This window comes from Streptomyces sp. NPDC017095, assembly GCF_044332325.1.
GTDB lineage: Bacteria > Actinomycetota > Actinomycetes > Streptomycetales > Streptomycetaceae > Streptomyces.
The window spans coordinates 22,642-38,509 of sequence record NZ_JBIROU010000030.1 but is presented as its reverse complement, the minus strand read 5'-3'; the positions used below and the strand labels follow the sequence as shown (position 1 = coordinate 38,509).

At 71.6% G+C, this 15,868-nt stretch carries 14 protein-coding genes and 1 pseudogene; 6 read left to right on the top strand and 9 right to left on the bottom strand.

Features of this window, described 5'->3' with window-relative positions; translation table 11 throughout:
- Positions 1-174 (top strand): annotated as a pseudogene (locus ACH4OA_RS34050) (glucose-6-phosphate isomerase); the annotation flags it as partial.
- A 114-nt stretch (positions 175-288) separates the two neighbouring features.
- Here ACH4OA_RS34050 and pgl read toward each other — a convergent pair.
- The 5 genes from pgl to tkt are packed head-to-tail and all read right to left on the bottom strand — an operon-like array spanning position 289 to position 7,055.
- Positions 289-1,071 (bottom strand): 6-phosphogluconolactonase, encoded by a 783-nt coding sequence (gene pgl / locus ACH4OA_RS34045; protein ID WP_365874972.1) that lies wholly within the window; start codon positions 1,069-1,071, stop codon positions 289-291.
- Positions 1,068-2,279 (bottom strand): glucose-6-phosphate dehydrogenase assembly protein OpcA, encoded by a 1,212-nt coding sequence (gene opcA, locus ACH4OA_RS34040; protein WP_397973306.1) that lies wholly within the window; start codon positions 2,277-2,279, stop codon positions 1,068-1,070. Before opcA ends, pgl begins: the two co-directional genes overlap by 4 nt.
- The gene (gene zwf / locus ACH4OA_RS34035; protein WP_365874976.1) at positions 2,276-3,814 is read right to left on the bottom strand and encodes a glucose-6-phosphate dehydrogenase; all 1,539 of its coding nucleotides are present in this window, start codon (positions 3,812-3,814) and stop codon (positions 2,276-2,278) included. Before zwf ends, opcA begins: the two co-directional genes overlap by 4 nt.
- A 1-nt stretch (position 3,815) precedes the next feature.
- Positions 3,816-4,934 carry a transaldolase gene (gene tal / locus ACH4OA_RS34030; RefSeq protein ID WP_397973302.1) on the bottom strand — a complete coding sequence of 373 codons (1,119 nt, stop codon included), beginning with the start codon at positions 4,932-4,934 and terminating at the stop codon, positions 3,816-3,818.
- Between the two features lie 33 nt (positions 4,935-4,967).
- Positions 4,968-7,055 carry a transketolase gene (gene tkt, locus ACH4OA_RS34025; protein ID WP_397943928.1) on the bottom strand — a complete coding sequence of 696 codons (2,088 nt, stop codon included), beginning with the start codon at positions 7,053-7,055 and terminating at the stop codon, positions 4,968-4,970.
- Positions 7,056-7,435: 380 nt separating this feature from the next.
- Here tkt and ACH4OA_RS34020 point away from each other — a divergent pair, with 380 nt between their 5' ends.
- From ACH4OA_RS34020 to ACH4OA_RS34010, 3 genes are all read left to right on the top strand, one after another.
- A complete protein-coding gene (locus ACH4OA_RS34020) occupies positions 7,436-8,422 on the top strand; it encodes a heme o synthase (protein WP_397943938.1) in 987 nt (328 codons plus the stop codon).
- An 82-nt stretch (positions 8,423-8,504) separates the two neighbouring features.
- Positions 8,505-8,837 (top strand): hypothetical protein, encoded by a 333-nt coding sequence (locus ACH4OA_RS34015; protein WP_397973299.1) that lies wholly within the window; start codon positions 8,505-8,507, stop codon positions 8,835-8,837.
- Between the two features lie 181 nt (positions 8,838-9,018).
- Positions 9,019-9,762: a nucleotidyltransferase gene (locus ACH4OA_RS34010; protein WP_397943924.1), complete on the top strand. Its 744-nt coding sequence runs from the start codon at positions 9,019-9,021 to the stop codon at positions 9,760-9,762.
- A gap of 1 nt (position 9,763) precedes the next feature.
- Here the strand turns inward: ACH4OA_RS34010 and ACH4OA_RS34005 are convergent, their stop codons facing one another.
- From ACH4OA_RS34005 to ACH4OA_RS33990, 4 genes are all read right to left on the bottom strand, one after another.
- Positions 9,764-10,774 carry a heme A synthase gene (locus ACH4OA_RS34005; RefSeq protein WP_397973296.1) on the bottom strand — a complete coding sequence of 337 codons (1,011 nt, stop codon included), beginning with the start codon at positions 10,772-10,774 and terminating at the stop codon, positions 9,764-9,766.
- Between the two features lie 194 nt (positions 10,775-10,968).
- Entirely contained in the window at positions 10,969-11,685 is a 717-nt protein-coding gene (locus tag ACH4OA_RS34000) for an ABC transporter permease (protein ID WP_397943936.1), read from the bottom strand.
- A 50-nt stretch (positions 11,686-11,735) separates the two neighbouring features.
- A complete protein-coding gene (locus ACH4OA_RS33995; RefSeq protein WP_397943920.1) occupies positions 11,736-12,659 on the bottom strand; it encodes an ABC transporter ATP-binding protein in 924 nt (307 codons plus the stop codon).
- Between the two features lie 58 nt (positions 12,660-12,717).
- Positions 12,718-13,533, bottom strand: a complete 816-nt coding sequence (locus ACH4OA_RS33990) for an aminoglycoside N(3)-acetyltransferase (RefSeq protein WP_397973293.1) — start codon at positions 13,531-13,533, stop codon at positions 12,718-12,720.
- A gap of 182 nt (positions 13,534-13,715) precedes the next feature.
- On the opposite strand from ACH4OA_RS33990, the gene ACH4OA_RS33985 reads away from it, so the two are divergent.
- Positions 13,716-14,450, top strand: coding sequence for an ArsR family transcriptional regulator (locus ACH4OA_RS33985; protein WP_365874992.1), 735 nt, complete (start codon positions 13,716-13,718; stop codon positions 14,448-14,450).
- On the top strand, positions 14,447-15,868 hold the full coding sequence (gene sufB, locus ACH4OA_RS33980) for a Fe-S cluster assembly protein SufB (protein ID WP_365874994.1): 1,422 nt from the start codon (positions 14,447-14,449) through the stop codon (positions 15,866-15,868). The genes ACH4OA_RS33985 and sufB overlap by 4 nt, the downstream gene beginning before the upstream one ends.

Sequence of the window (15,868 nt, the reverse complement as noted above, 5' to 3'; positions counted from 1 at the left end):
GTCCAGGGCGCGGTATGGAACATCGACTCCTTCGACCAGTGGGGCGTGGAACTGGGCAAGGTCCTCGCCAAACGCGTCGAACCCGCCCTCACCCAAGGCACCGACGTCCCCGGCCTCGACCCGTCCACCAAGGCCCTCGTCGCCAGGTACCGGGAGCTGCGCGGCCGTAGCTGACCCGCGCGGCCGGGGCCGGCGGCGCACACCGGCCGGCCCGGCCCACCGGCGCCCCGGTAAAGCAAGAGGCGGCGGGAACCGGAAGGTTCCCGCCGCCTCAGGTCCGGCCGGTGCTCAGGGCGAGGCCGGCGGATACAGCGAGCGCGGCAGCTGGGAGGCCGCCGCCGTGTCCAGGAGCCACAGGGTGCGGGCGCGGCCCCGCGCACCCGCCGCCGGGGCCTGGATCTCACCCGCGTCGGACAGGGCGATGGCCACGGCCTCCGCCTTGTCCTCGCCGGCCGCGAGGAGCCAGACCTCGCGGGCCGCGCGGATCGCCGGCAGGGTGAGGGAGATCCGGGTCGGCGGCGGCTTGGGCGCGCCGTGCACGCCGACCACCGTGCGCTCGGTCTCCCGTACGGCCGGCAGCTCCGGGAAGAGCGAGGCCACGTGGGTGTCCGGGCCGACGCCCAGCAGCAGGACGTCGAAGGCGGGCACCGGGCCGTGGTTCTCCGGGCCGGCCGCCTTCGCCAGCTCCGCCGCGTACGCCTCGGCCGCGGCCTCGACGTCCGAGCCGTGCGGGCCGTCGGAGGCGGGCATGGCGTGCACGCGCTCCGGGTCGAGCGGGACCGAGTCCAGCAGGGCCTCGCGGGCCTGCGTGACATTGCGCTCGGGGTCGCCCTCGGGCAGGAAGCGCTCGTCGCCCCACCACAGGTCTAGGCGGGCCCAGTCGACGGCGTCCCGGGCGGGCGCCGCCGCCAGCGCGGCCAGCAGCCCGTTGCCGTTGCGGCCGCCGGTGAGGACCACGGACGCGCTGCCCCGGGAGGTCTGCGCGTCCACGATCTTCGTGATCAGACGGGCCGCGGCGGCCTGCGCCATCAGCTCCTTGTCGTGGTGGACGACCAGCTGGGGAGTGCTCACTTCGCCGCCGCCTTCCTCGCCGGTGCCTTCTTCGCGGTCTTGGCCGCCGCCTTCTTCGCGGGCGCCTTGGCAGCCTTCGCGGCCGGTTCCGGCTCGGCGGCGGGCTCGCCACCTTCCGGCTCGGCGGCGGGTTCGGCCGAGCCCGGCTGAGCCGAGCCCGGCTGAGCCGATCCCGGCTTGGCCGCTTCCGACTGGGCCGTCTCCGGCTTGGCCGCTTCCGGCTCGGCCGGTTCTGACGGCTCGGCGGCCGGTCCGGCCGGGTCCTCGGAAGCCTGCCGCGGGACCGTGTGCAGCCGCTCCACGCCGTAGCGCAGCGCCGACGCGTAGGTGTCGTCCGGGTCCAGCCGGCGCAGCTCCTCCGCGATCAGCTCGGCGGTGTCCCGCCGCTTCAGCGCCACCGCGCGGGCCGGCTGCCCGTCGATGGCGAGGTTGGCCAGCGAGCCGTCCGCGCGGTCCAGCACGACCGGACCGCGGCTGGTGTCCATGCGGACGGCCGTGAGACCGGGGCCCGAGGACAGGGAGCGCTTGACGGGAACCGCCAGCCGGTCCGCGAGCCACATCGCCAGCAGCTCGCAGCTCGGGTTGTACTCCTCGCCCTCCACCTCGACGGCGGTCACCTCGCAGTCGATCTGGTCCAGGGCCGCCGCGAGCATCGAACGCCACGGGGTGATCCGGGTCCAGGACAGGTCGGTGTCGCCGGGCGTGTAGGCCGCGGCGCGGGCGGACAGCTCCCGCACCGGGTGCTCGGCGGTGTAGGTGTCGGTGACCCGGCGCTGCGCGAGCGCGCCCAGCGGGTCCTTCGCCGGGTCGAGCGGCGCGTTCACCGGCCACCACACCACGACCGGGGCGTCCGGCAGCAGCAGCGGCAGGACCACCGAGTCGGCGTGCTCGACGACCTCGCCGTACAGCCGCAGGATGACCGTCTCGCCGGTGCCCGCCTCCGCGCCCACCCGCACCTCGGCGTCGAGCCGCGAGGACGTGCGGGCGCGCGGCGAACGCGAGACCCGCTTGACGACCACCAGGGTGCGCGAGGGGTGCTCGCGCGAGGCGTCGTTGGCGGCCTTCAGGGCGTCGTAGGCGTTCTCCTCGTCGGTGACGATGACGAGGGTGAGGACCATGCCGACGGCGGGCGTGCCGATGGCGCGGCGGCCTCGCACGAGCGCCTTGTTGATCTTTCCGGCGGTGGTGCCGGTCAGGTCGATCTTCATGGCCGGCGCCAGCTCCGTCCGTCTCGTGCGAGCATCTCGTCCGCCTCCGCGGGTCCCCAGGTGCCCGACTCGTACTGCGCGGGCCTGCCGTGGGTGTCCCAGTACTCCTCGATCGGGTCGAGGATCTTCCAGGACAGCTCGACCTCCTCCGTGCGCGGGAAGAGGTTGGCGTCACCCAGCAGCACGTCCAGGATCAGCCGCTCGTACGCCTCCGGGCTGGACTCGGTGAACGACTCGCCGTAGGCGAAGTCCATCGAGACGTCCCGGATCTCCATGGAGGTGCCCGGCACCTTGGAGCCGAAGCGGACCGTCACGCCCTCGTCCGGCTGGACGCGGATGACGATCGCGTTCTGGCCCAGTTCCTCGGTCGCCGTGGTGTCGAACGGGGAGTGCGGGGCCCGCTGGAAGACGACCGCGATCTCCGTGACCCGGCGGCCGAGCCGCTTGCCGGTGCGCAGGTAGAACGGCACGCCCGCCCAGCGGCGGTTGTCGATCTCCAGCTTCACCGCGGCGTAGGTGTCGGTCTTCGACTGGGTGTCGATGCCCTCTTCCTCGAGGTAGCCGATGACCTTCTCGCCGCCCTGCCAGCCCGCCGCGTACTGCCCGCGTACGGTGCTGTGACCCAGGTTCTTCGGCAGCCGTACGGCACCGAGCACCTTCTCCTTCTCCGCGGCCAGCGCGTCCGCGTCGAAGGAGGCGGGCTCCTCCATGGCGGTGAGCGCCATCAGCTGGAGCAGGTGGTTCTGGATGACGTCCCGGGCGGCGCCGATGCCGTCGTAGTAGCCGGCCCGGCCGCCGATGCCGATGTCCTCGGCCATGGTGATCTGCACGTGGTCCACGAAGGACCGGTTCCAGATCGGCTCGAACATCGTGTTGGCGAAGCGCAGGGCCAGGATGTTCTGGACGGTCTCCTTGCCGAGGTAGTGGTCGATCCGGAACACCTGGTCCGGCGCGAACACCTCGTGCACGACCTTGTTCAGTTCCTCGGCCGACTTCAGGTCGTGCCCGAACGGCTTCTCGATGACCGCGCGCCGCCAGGAACCGCCGGCCTGGTCGGCCAGGCCGTGCTTCTTCAGCTGCTGGATGACCACCGGGAAGGAGCGCGGCGGCACCGACAGGTAGAAGGCGAAGTTGCCGCCCGTGCCCTGTGCCTTGTCCAGCTCCTCGATGGTGGCGCGCAGCCGCTCGAACGCCTCGTCGTCGTCGAAGGTGCCCTGGACGAAGCGCATCCCCTGGAGGAGCTGCTGCCAGACCTCCTCACGGAAGGGCGTGCGCGCGTGCTCCTTCACCGCGTCGTGGACGACCTCGGCGAAGTCCTCGTGCTCCCAGTCGCGGCGGGCGAAGCCCACCAGCGAGAAGCCCGGCGGCAGCAGACCCCGGTTGGCGAGGTCGTACACCGCGGGCATCAGTTTCTTACGGGACAGGTCGCCCGTGACACCGAAGATGACCAGACCCGACGGCCCCGCGATGCGCGGGAGCCGTCGGTCGGCCGGGTCACGGAGCGGATTCGCTCCGGAGCCGGAAACGGATGACAACTCAGCCCTCCGAGGGGGCCAGGCGCTCAAGCTCCGCCTGGGTCGACTTGAGGAGGTCGTTCCAGGACGCCTCGAACTTGTCGACGCCCTCGTCCTCCAGGACCTGTACGACGTCGTCGTACGAGATGCCCAGCTTCTCCAGGGCGTCCAGGTCGGCACGCGCCTGCTCGTAGGTGCCGGTGATGGTGTCGCCGCTGATCTCGCCGTGGTCGTCGGTGGCCTCCAGCGTGGCCTCCGGCATGGTGTTGACGGTGTTCGGCGCGACCAGCTCGGTGACGTACAGGGTGTCCTGGTACGCCGGGTCCTTCACACCGGTGGAGGCCCACAGCGGACGCTGCTTGTTGGCGCCCGCGCTCTCCAGCGCCTGCCAGCGGTCGGAGGAGAAGACCTCCTCGTACGCCTGGTAGGCCAGGCGCGCGTTGGCCAGGGCGGCCTTGCCGCGCAGCCCCTTGGCCTCGTCGGTGCCGATCCCGTCGAGGCGCTTGTCGATCTCGGTGTCCACGCGGGACACGAAGAAGGACGCCACCGAGTGGATCTTCGACAGGTCGAGACCCTTCTCGCGGGCCTTCTCCAGGCCCGTCAGGTAGGCGTCCATGACCTTGCGGTAGCGCTCCAGCGAGAAGATCAGCGTGACGTTGACGCTGATGCCGAGGCCGATCGTCTCGGCGATCGCCGGCAGACCCGCCTCGGTGGCCGGGATCTTGATCAGGGTGTTGGGGCGGTCGACCAGCCAGGCCAGCTGCCTGGCCTCGGCGACGGTCGCCTTCGTGTGGTGCGCCAGGCGCGGGTCGACCTCGATGGAGACCCGGCCGTCCTGGCCGTCGGTGGCGTCGAAGACCGGGCGCAGGATGTCGGCGGCGTCCCGGACGTCCGCCGTGGTGATCATGCGGATGGCCTCTTCGACCGTGACCTTGCGGGCGGCGAGGTCCGACAGCTGCTGGTCGTAGCCGTCGCCCTGGGAGATCGCCTTCTGGAAGATCGTCGGGTTGGTCGTGACGCCCACGACGTGCTGCTGGTCGATCAGCTCGGCGAGGTTGCCGGACGTGATCCGCTTGCGCGACAGGTCGTCCAGCCAGATCGCGACGCCCTCCTCGGAGAGGCGCTTGAGTGCGTCTGTCATGGAATTACATCTCCTACGTGTCGTATATGAGCGTCAGCGCCGGGCGTCGGCGAGGGATTCCCGCGCCTTCGCGGCCACGTTCTCGGCGGTGAAGCCGAACTCGCGGAAGAGCACCTTGGCATCGGCGGAGGCACCGAAGTGCTCCAGGGAAACGATGCGGCCGGCGTCCCCCACGTACTTGTGCCAGGTCAGCCCGATGCCCGCCTCGACGGAGACCCGGGCCTTGACGGACGGCGGCAGCACGGAGTCCCGGTACCCCTGGTCCTGCTGCTCGAACCACTCCACGGACGGCATCGAGACGACCCGCGTGGGCACGCCCTCGGCCTGGAGCTGCTCACGCGCCTCCACGGCCACGTGCACCTCGGAACCGGTGGCGATGAGGATGACCTCGGGCTCGCCGCCCTCGGCCTCGAACAGCACGTAGCCGCCCTTGGCCGCGTCCTCGTTCGGCTCGTACGTCGGCACGCCCTGCCGGGTGAGCGCCAGGCCGTGCGGCTGGCCCTTGCCGAACTCCTTGGTGTAGCGCTTGAGGATCTCCCGCCAGGCGATCGCGGTCTCGTTGGCGTCCGCCGGGCGGACGATGTTCAGACCGGGGATGGCGCGCAGCGAGGCCAGGTGCTCGACCGGCTGGTGGGTGGGGCCGTCCTCGCCGAGGCCGATGGAGTCGTGCGTCCACACGAACGTCACCGGCAGGTGCATCAGGGCCGACAGTCGCACGGCGTTGCGCATGTAGTCGGAGAAGACCAGGAAGGTGCCGCCGTAGACCCGCGTGTTGCCGTGCAGCGCGATGCCGTTCAGCTCGGCGCCCATGGAGTGCTCGCGGATGCCGAAGTGGATGGTGCGGCCGTACGGGTTGGCCTCCGGCAGCGGGTTGCCCGCGGGCAGGAAGGAGCTGTCCTTGTCGATGGTCGTGTTGTTCGACCCGGCGAGGTCGGCGGAGCCGCCCCACAGCTCGGGGATCACCGCGCCGAGCGCCTGGAGCACCTTGCCGGACGCGGCACGCGTGGCGAGGCCCTTGCCGGGCTCGAAGACCGGGACCTTCTCCTCCCAGCCGGTGGGCAGCTCGCCCTGGGCGATCCGGTCGAACTCGGCGGCGTGCTCCGGGTTGGCCTGCCGCCACTCCTGGAGGGACTTCTCCCACTCGGCCTTCGCCTGGGCGCCGCGCTCGCGCGCCTTGCGGGTGTGGCTGATGACCTCGTCGGCGACCTCGAAGGACCGCTCGGGGTCGAAGCCGAGGACGCGCTTGGTGGCCGCGACCTCCTCCTCGCCCAGCGCCGAGCCGTGCGCGGCCTCGGTGTTCTGCGCGTTCGGGGCCGGCCAGGCGATGATCGAGCGCATCGCGATGAAGGAGGGCCGGTCGGTGACGGCCTTGGCCTCCTGGATCGCGGCGTAGATCGCCGCCGGGTCCAGGTCGCCGTCCTCCTTGGCCTCCACGCGCTGCACGTGCCAGCCGTAGGCCTCGTACCGCTTGACGGTGTCCTCGGAGACGGCCGTCTCCGTGTCGCCCTCGATCGAGATGTGGTTGTCGTCCCACAGCAGGATCAGGTTGCCCAGCTTCTGGTGGCCGGCCAGCGAGGACGCCTCGGCGGAGATGCCCTCCTGGAGGCAGCCGTCACCGGCGATGCAGTACACGAAGTGGTCGAAGGGGGACTCGCCCGCGGGCGCCTCCGGGTCGAACAGACCGCGCTCGTAGCGGGCGGCCATCGCCATGCCCACCGCGTTGGCGACACCCTGGCCCAGCGGTCCCGTGGTGGTCTCGACACCCTTGGTGTGCCCGTACTCGGGGTGGCCCGGGGTCTTGGAACCCCACGTCCGGAACGCCTTCAGATCGTCCAGCTCGAGGCCGAAACCGGCCAGGTACAGCTGGGTGTAGAGGGTCAGGGACGAGTGGCCGGCGGACAGCACGAAGCGGTCGCGGCCGACCCACTCCGGGTCGGCCGGGTCGTGCCGCATCACCTTCTGGAAGAGGGTGTAGGCGGCGGGGGCCAGGCTCATCGCCGTACCGGGATGGCCGTTGCCGACCTTCTGTACGGCGTCTGCGGCCAGGACACGGGCGGTGTCCACGGCCCGCTGGTCCAGCTCGGTCCACTCAAGGTCTGTGGTGGTCGGCTTGGTGCTCACCCTGGGTCAGGGCTCCTCTCCACATGTCGGTCGCCGGTCGTCGGGGCGTGTGCCCACCCGGCCGCCGGAAGGCGTGGCGCCCACCGGCCGCTGTCGAGCCTACCCCCGTGAGGACGTGCGTTTTTTCGATTGTTTACAGACTGCCGGGACTCCCCGAGATCCGCCTCCCGACGGGCCGGTGAACGGCATGTGGCACATGAATACGGAGCCGGTCATCTGAGCGCTCAATCGAGTACCGGACCCCCTCTTATGGGGTGTGCGCCAAACACGTACCCACCCCCGCGAAGGGCGGGGTATGGGCAACGTCTAAAGTGGCGTGGTACGCGCGAGCCTTTACCGCGACTTCACACGGGAGGCTCGCTGGGATGTCTCTGTCAGGGGTGTGCGTGACGGCCGTCGAATCCCGTCCTGGGGACACCTCCCAGGCCTTCAAGGCTCTGGGGGAGGGTGTGCCCGGTGCGAGCCAGGGCCCGGTTCACCGGCCGTTCGGGGCTCGTGTCAAGGCGTTCGTGGCGCTGACCAAGCCGCGGATCATCGAGCTGCTCCTCATCACCACCGTTCCGGTGATGTTCCTCGCCGAACAGGGCGTGCCCGACCTCGGGCTGGTGCTGCTCACCTGCCTCGGCGGCTATCTGTCGGCGGGCGGCGCCAACGCGCTGAACATGTACATCGACCGGGACATCGACGCCCTGATGGACCGCACGGCCCAGCGTCCGCTGGTGACCGGCATGGTCAGCCCGCGCGAATGCCTGGCCTTCGGCATCACCCTGGCCGTGGTCTCGACGCTGCTGTTCGGACTCACCGTCAACTGGCTGAGCGCCTGGCTGTCACTCGGAGCGCTCCTCTTCTACGTCGTCGTCTACACGATGATCCTCAAGCGCCGTACGGCGCAGAACATCGTGTGGGGCGGCATCGCGGGCTGCCTGCCGGTCCTCATCGGCTGGTCGTCCGTCACGAACTCCATGTCGTGGGCGCCGGTCATCCTCTTCCTCGTGATGTTCTTCTGGACGCCGCCGCACTACTGGCCGCTGTCCATGAAGGTCAAGGAGGACTACGCGCGCGTCGGCGTGCCGATGCTGCCGGTCGTCGCCTCCAACAAGGTCGTCGCCAAGCAGATCGTCATCTACAGCTGGGTGATGGTCGCCGTCTCGCTGCTGCTGACCCCGCTCGGCTACACCGGCTGGTTCTACACGGCCGTCGCCCTCGCGGCGGGCGGCTGGTGGCTGTGGGAGGCGCACGCGCTGCAGAACCGGGCCAAGGCCGAGTCCACCGGCACGAAGCTGAAGGAGATGCGGCTCTTCCACTGGTCGATCACCTACGTGTCGCTGCTGTTCGTGGCGGTCGCGGTCGACCCGTTCCTGCGCTGACCCGCGGGCCCGCCGGGCGTACGTCCTACGTCACAGCGGCCCGCACTCGCCAGTCGATCTACCGGTGAGTAGCATCCTGGGCATGGCAGACACGCAGCAGGTTGACGCGCGGGCCGAGCGCAAGGTGTCCCGGCTCGCCCAGCAGATCAGCGCCTTCGCGAAGGCGCACGGCGGCGCGGAGGGCCAGGTGGCGTACGTCGGCGAACGCGGCGCCCGCATCGTCCTCGTCGGCGAGGACGGCGGCTGGGGCGACCTGGTCGCGCCCAGTCACGCCATCGCCGAGCAGGCGGTGGCCAAGTCCGGCATCACGGTCCACGAGTCCTTCGACGGCGAGTTCGCGGCGAAGGTGACGACGGGGCCGTACGAGTGGAAGCGGATGGCCGGCATCCAGGTCGGCGGCTCGCGGGAGCGCTGAGACGCGCGGCCGTGACGGCGCACCGCCCGGCCGGGTGAGCGCGGCCGGGCGGCCGTGACGGCACCGCTCGGCGGTCTGCGGCGGTCCTCGGGAGCCTCGGTACGGTGGCGGGTGGCGGCCGGCCGCGGCGTACGGCGTGCGCCGGGTGTACGCGCCCTGGGGAGCCGTCCAGACTGGGCGGATGACGACCGCTTCCCTGCTCGACGAGTTCCAGGCGGCCCTGCTGCCGCTGCGGCCCCGCGCGGTCTGGGCGCACGGCTCACTGGCCGGCGGCGACTACCAGGAGGGCCGCAGCGACCTGGACCTGATCGCGGTGCTGCCCGGGCCCCTGACCCCGTGGACCGCGGCGCGGCTGGTCCGGCTGCACCGGCGGCTGCGCGGGCGGCCCCTCGCGGCGAAGCTGCACTGCAGCTACCTCGCCCCGGCCACCCTGGACGATCCCGGCCGCCCGCACCCCACCTGGGCGCACGGCCGTGTGCTGCGCCGCCCGGTCACCCCGGTCACCCGCCGTGAGCTGCACGAGTTCGGGCGGGTGCTGCACGGTGAGGCACCGGCCGGACTGCTCCCGCCGGTACCCGAGCGACAGCTTCACGACTTCGTCGTACGCGACCAGCGCGATTTCTGGCGGCCGGCCGTGGACAAGGCCCCGCTGTGGCGGCAGGACGTCTGGGTCGACCTGGGCCTGCTCACCTACGCCCGGGCCGCCGTGACCCTGCGCGAGGGCCGGCTGATCAGCAAACGCGAGGCGCTGGACCGGCTGCCGGTGCTCGGTGCGCCCGCCGACGTCGTCGCGGACATCACCCGCCGGCGGTACGACGACCCGGCCCCGGCCCTGCCCGACGACGGCTGGCGCGCCCGGCGCGCCGAGGCGACCCGGGCGTTCCTGGGCCCCGCGATCGACGCCCTGGTCGCGGAGGCCGGCTGAGCTACGACCGCGCGCCGGCCGGCACCTCGACGGCGGGCGCGGGCAGGTCCACGGTGGCCTCGGGGCGCTCGCGCAGCGACAGCAGCACCCGCAGCACCCAGATCCACATCACCGTGGAGCCGAGCATGTGCGCGGCCACCAGCGCTTCGGGGAGGTGGGTGAAGTACTGGACGTAACCGATCACGCCCTGCGCGAGCAGGACGAGGAACAGCTCCCGGGTGCGGGCCAGCGGGCCCTTCGGCGCGTCCACCGCCTTGAGTACGAACCACAGCGCGAAGGTCAGCGTCACCACGATCCAGGCGAGCACCGCGTGCAGCTTGGCGACCGTCTCCCAGTCGATCGGGATGCGCTCGACCTCGCTGGAGTCACCGGCGTGCGGCCCGGCCCCGGTCACCACCGTGCCGGCCGCGATGAGCAGCACGGAGGCGGCCACCAGGAACCACACGAGCTGCCGCACCGCGGCGCCCACCAGCGGACGCGGCGCCGCGTCGCCCTCGCGGGCGCGCTGCCACATCACCGTGGCGAGGGCGATCAGGGCCGTGGAGAGCAGGAAGTGCGCGGCGACCGTGTACGGGTTGAGGCCGACCAGGACGACGATGCCGCCCAGGACCGCGTTGCCCATGACCACCCAGAACTGGGCCCAGCCGAGCCGGACCAGGGTGCGCCGGCCCGGCTTCGCGGCGCGCGCCGCGATGATCGCCCAGCCGACGGCCGCGCACAGCACGTACGTCAGCATGCGGTTGCCGAACTCGACGACCCCGTGGAAGCCCATGGCCCGGGTGGTGGTCAGCGAGTCCTCGGTGCAGGTGGGCCAGGTCGGGCAGCCGAGGCCCGAACCGGTCAGGCGGACGGCGCCGCCGGTGACGACGATGACCACCGACATCACGAGCGCGGCGAGCGCCGCCCGCCGGATGGTCCGGGAGTCCGGGGTCCACCGGTCGGCGATGAAGGCGAGAGGGTTGCGCAGGGCGGCTTCGGCGTCGGCGCGGTTCAGCTTAGGCACGCCCACCATGGTAGGCCGCCGCTTGTGCACGCGTTCACGAGGGTCACTCTTCCGGGCCCGCACGAGTCACTCGCACGCGGCCAGGAGGGTGATGGCCATGCGGCCACGGGGGTGATTCCCGCGCGGCCACAGGGGTGATTGCCATGCGGTCCCGGGGGTGATGGCCATGCAGGCACGGGGGTCACTCCCGCGCGGGTCGCGGGTCACTCCCAGCGGAAGAACTTCCCCGCCGCGGCGAGGCCGACGACCGCCCAGACGGCGAGGACGCCCAGGTCGCCCCAGGGCAGGCCGGCGCCGTGCTGGAGGACGTCCCGCAGGCCGTCCGAGAGGGCGGAGATGGGCAGCAGGCCCAGCATCCGCTCGCCCGCCGGGCCGAACTTCTCCAGCGGCACGATCACCCCGCCGCCCACGAGCAGCAGCAGGAACACCAGGTTGGCGGCGGCCAGCGTCGCCTCCGCCTTCAGGGTGCCCGCCATCAGCAGGCCGAGCCCGGAGAACGCGGCGGTGCCGACGACGAGCAGCAGCACGACCGCGGCCGGGTTGCCGTGCGGGGACCAGCCCAGCGCGTAGGCGATGACGGTCAGCAGCAGGACCTGGAGGACCTCCGTGACCAGCACGGACGCCGTCTTCGCGGTCATCAGGCCCCAGCGGGGCAGCGGGGAGGAGGCGAGCCGCTTCAGCACGCCGTAGCGGCGCTCGAAGCCGGTGGCGATGGCCTGGCCGGTGAACGCCGTCGACATCACGGCCAGGGCCAGCACGCCGGGGGCGAGGAAGTCGACCGCCCGGCCCGCGCCGGTGTCCACGATGTCGACCGCGCTGAAGAGCACCAGCAGCAGGGTGGGGATGACGACCGTCAGCAGCAGCTGCTCGCCGTTGCGCAGCAGCATCTTCGTCTCCAGGGCCGCCTGCGCCGCGATCATGCGGGGGAGCGGGGCGGCTCCGGGCCTGGGGGTGTAGGTACCCGCGGTGGTCACGAGCGCAGCTCCTTGCCGGTCAGCTCCAAGAAGACGTCTTCCAGGGTGTGCCGCTCCACCGAGATCCGGTCGGGCATCACCCCGTGCTGGGCGCACCAGGAGGTGACGGTGGCCAGCAGCTGGGGGTCGACCCGGCCGGCCACCCGGTAGGCGCCCGGCGTCAGCTCGGCGGCCGTGCAGCCGGCCGGCAGCGCCTTGAGCAGGGAGCCGACGTCGAGGCCGGGACGGCCGGAGAAGCGCAGGGTGTTCTCGGCGCCGCCCTTGCACAGTTGCTCCGGGGAGCCCTGGGCGATGACCCGGCCGCCGTCGATGATCGCCACGTCGTCGGCGAGCTGCTCGGCCTCGTCCATGTGGTGCGTGGTGAGGATCACCGAGACGCCGTCGGCGCGCAGGTCCCGCACCAGGTCCCAGGTGGCCCGGCGGGCCTGCGGGTCGAGGCCGGCGGTCGGCTCGTCCAGGAACACCAGTTCCGGCCGGCCCACGACGGCCATGGCGAGCGCGAGCCGCTGCTGCTGCCCGCCGGACAGCCGGCGGTAGCCGGTCCGGCCGCAGGAGCCGAGGCCGAGCCGTTCGACGAGGGCGTCGACGTCGAGCGGGTGCGCGTGCAGTTTCGCCACGTGCCGCAGCATCTCGCCGGCGCGGGCGCCGGAGTAGACGCCGCCGGACTGGAGCATCACGCCGATGCGGGGCCGCAGCTCGGCGGAGTTCCGCACCGGGTCGAGGCCCAGGACGCGCACCGTGCCGGAATCCGGCTTCCGGTACCCCTCGCAGGTCTCGACCGTGGTCGTCTTCCCCGCCCCGTTGGGGCCGAGTACGGCGGTCACGCCCGGCCGGGCCACCAGGTCGAGGCCGTCCACCGCGGTCTTCGTGCCGTACCGCTTCACCAGGGCCTGGACCTGGACCACGGGCTCACTTCGCATAGGTCCAGAGTCTAGGGAGACGGCGGGTGCTCCGGACGGGCGGGTGCCGGACCCGCGGTCAGACGGGCGGCTGCGGGTGCTCCTCCGGGCGCGGCCGGTGCAGCGGCAGCCACCGTTCGGCGTAGGCCACGGCGTCCGCCAGCGGGAACAGCCGGGCCTCGGCCGCGCCCACCCGGCCGCGCACGACGGGCCGGTCCCGTTCGAAGTCGTGCCCCAGCTCGTCGAACCGGTCCGAGGTGACCGAGACCTCGGCCACCGTCTCCCAGCCGCCGCCGGGCGCGGGCCGGCCCACCTCCACGAGCGGGCCGGGTATCCGGTACTCGGCCAGGTGGAAGGAGGTGCAGGAGGTGTAGTCCGTGCCCAGCAGCAGCACCCGGGCGCCCAGTCCCTCCAGCCGGGCCAGCGGGCTGCGCTCGCCGAGCCGGCAGTCCGGGGCGTGGCCGTCGGTGATCTCCCGCGCGCGGGGGCCGAGCGCGGCGAAGGAGGTCTGCGGGTGCGCGCTGCGCCGGGCGTCGGGCCAGGTCCGCACGGTCTCGGGGATGACCCCGACGCCACGCGACGGGGTGACGAGCGGGTCGTACGGCGGCATGGTCGCGCGGATCGGGTCCCACCACTCCTCGGGCACCGGCGGGTCCTCCCACAGCGCCGGGTCGGACTGTTCGCCGGTCTGGGTGGGGACGACGAGCGTGCCGTCCGGGCCGAGCGCGTCGAGGAGTCCCCGGACGACCGCGACGGCGCCTCCGTTCACCCAGCCGAGGGAGCTGAGCGAGGAGTGCACCAGCAGGGTCTCGCCGCTCGCCACCCCCAGCAGGCGCAGGCCGGCGGCGATGCCGTCGCGCGTGACGAGTGGGCCGGTGGGAGGGGGTGCGGACATGGTCACGGAGTCTTCCGGACGGGGCTGCCCGGCGCCACCGGATTGTTCCGGCGCGGCCCGGAGAGACCGGCCGGAAGATCGTTTGCGCAGGTCGGATTAGGTATGCCTAAGTGACGCAGGGCACCGCGCGGTGATCCGGACGTCGCTTGTCAGGTTCCGCGGAATTACGCAACAATGGCGTTGTGAAAAACGTCGGCGAGGCTCGGGAGACCCCCACGGGGGCCGGCCAGGAGGAGCTAGCGACCGGTGAGCGTTCGACGCGCAACCGGGTCGCGCGCTCCATCCTGGACCACGGGCCGTCGACCGTCGCCGAACTCGCGGGCCGGCTGGGACTGACCCAGGCGGCCGTCCGGCGTCACCTGGACGCGCTGGTGGCCGACGACGTCGTGGAGGCGCGCGAGCAGCGGGTGTACGGCACGCGCACGCGCGGCCGCCCCGCCAAGGTCTTCGCGCTCACCGACTGCGGCCGGGACGCCTTCGACCAGTCGTACGACAAGCTGGCCGCGGACGCCCTGCGCTGGATCGCCGAGCGGGAGGGCGGCTCCGAGGCGGTCGCCGCCTTCGCCCGCGCCCGGGTCGCCGCCCAGGCCGGCGCGTACCGCCGGGCGGTCGAGTCCGTGAGCCCCGACAAACGGGCCGAAGCGCTGGCCAAGGCCCTGAGCGCGGACGGGTACGCTGCTACGGCGCGCAGCGCACCGGTCGGCGAGCAGCTCTGCCAGCACCACTGCCCGGTCGCCCATGTCGCGGAACAGTTCCCGCAGCTGTGCGAGGCGGAGACGGAGATCTTCGCGGAGCTGCTGGGCACCCACGTCCAGCGACTGGCGACCATCGCGCACGGCGACGGCGTCTGCACGACGTTCATCCCCAAGATTTCCACTGACGCACCTGCAAGCACGGCCGGGAGGAACCCCGCATGACTCTCCCCACGGAGACTGCCCACCCTGAGCTCGAGGGCCTGGGCAAGTACGAATACGGCTGGGCCGACTCCGACGTGGCCGGTGCCTCCGCCAGGCGCGGCCTGAGCGAGGACGTCGTCCGCGACATCTCCGCGAAGAAGGCGGAGCCGGAGTGGATGACCAAGCTGCGCCTGAAGGGCCTGAAGCTCTTCGAGAAGAAGCCGATGCCGAACTGGGGCTCCGACCTCTCGGGCATCGACTTCGACAACATCAAGTACTTCGTGCGCTCCACGGAGAAGCAGGCGGAGTCCTGGGAGGACCTGCCCGAGGACATCAAGAACACCTACGACAAGCTGGGCATCCCGGAGGCCGAGAAGCAGCGCCTGGTCGCCGGTGTCGCCGCCCAGTACGAGTCGGAGGTCGTCTACCACCAGATCCGCGAGGACCTGGAGGAGCAGGGCGTCATCTTCCTCGACACCGACACCGCCCTGAAGGAGCACCCGGAGCTCTTCAAGGAGTACTTCGGCACGGTCATCCCGGTCGGCGACAACAAGTTCGCGTCGCTGAACAGCGCGGTGTGGTCCGGCGGCTCCTTCATCTACGTGCCGAAGGGCGTGCACGTGGAGATCCCGCTCCAGGCCTACTTCCGCATCAACACGGAGAACATGGGCCAGTTCGAGCGGACCCTGATCATCGTGGACGAGGGTGCCTACGTGCACTACGTCGAGGGCTGCACGGCGCCGATCTACAAGTCGGACTCGCTGCACTCCGCGGTCGTCGAGATCATCGTCAAGAAGAACGCCCGCTGCCGTTACACGACCATCCAGAACTGGTCGAACAACGTCTACAACCTGGTCACCAAGCGCGCCGTCGCCTACGAGGGCGCGACCATGGAGTGGGTCGACGGCAACATCGGCTCCAAGGTGACGATGAAGTACCCGGCCGTCTACCTGATGGGCGAGCACGCCAAGGGCGAGACCCTGTCCATCGCCTTCGCCGGTGAGGGCCAGCACCAGGACGCGGGCGCCAAGATGGTCCACATGGCGCCGAACACGTCGTCCAACATCGTCTCCAAGTCGGTGGCGCGCGGCGGCGGCCGTACCTCCTACCGCGGTCTGATCGAGATCGGCGAGGGCGCCTCCGGGTCGAAGTCCAACGTGCTGTGCGACGCGCTGCTGGTCGACACGATCTCCCGCTCGGACACGTACCCGTACGTCGACGTCCGCGAGGACGACGTGTCCATGGGCCACGAGGCCACCGTCTCCAAGGTCTCCGAGGACCAGCTCTTCTACCTGATGAGCCGCGGTCTCTCCGAGGACGAGGCGATGGCGATGATCGTGCGCGGCTTCGTCGAGCCGATCGCCAAGGAACTGCCGATGGAGTACGCGCTGGAGCTCAACCGGCTGATCGAGCTGCAGATGGAAGGCGCGGTCGGCTGA

Bases quoted from the DNA above. Each gene is read 5' to 3' on its own strand.
- opcA (WP_397973306.1), bottom strand. From the start codon at position 2,279: ATGAAGATCGACCTGACCGGCACCACCGCCGGAAAGATCAACAAGGCG.
- tal (WP_397973302.1), bottom strand. From the start codon at position 4,934: ATGACAGACGCACTCAAGCGCCTCTCCGAGGAGGGCGTCGCGATCTGG.
- ACH4OA_RS34015 (WP_397973299.1), top strand. From the start codon at position 8,505: ATGGCAGACACGCAGCAGGTTGACGCGCGGGCCGAGCGCAAGGTGTCC.
- ACH4OA_RS34010 (WP_397943924.1), top strand. From the start codon at position 9,019: ATGACGACCGCTTCCCTGCTCGACGAGTTCCAGGCGGCCCTGCTGCCG.
- ACH4OA_RS34005 (WP_397973296.1), bottom strand. From the start codon at position 10,774: ATGGTGGGCGTGCCTAAGCTGAACCGCGCCGACGCCGAAGCCGCCCTG.
- ACH4OA_RS34000 (WP_397943936.1), bottom strand. From the start codon at position 11,685: ATGATCGCGGCGCAGGCGGCCCTGGAGACGAAGATGCTGCTGCGCAAC.
- ACH4OA_RS33995 (WP_397943920.1), bottom strand. From the start codon at position 12,659: ATGCGAAGTGAGCCCGTGGTCCAGGTCCAGGCCCTGGTGAAGCGGTAC.
- ACH4OA_RS33990 (WP_397973293.1), bottom strand. From the start codon at position 13,533: ATGTCCGCACCCCCTCCCACCGGCCCACTCGTCACGCGCGACGGCATC.
- sufB (WP_365874994.1), top strand. From the start codon at position 14,447: ATGACTCTCCCCACGGAGACTGCCCACCCTGAGCTCGAGGGCCTGGGC.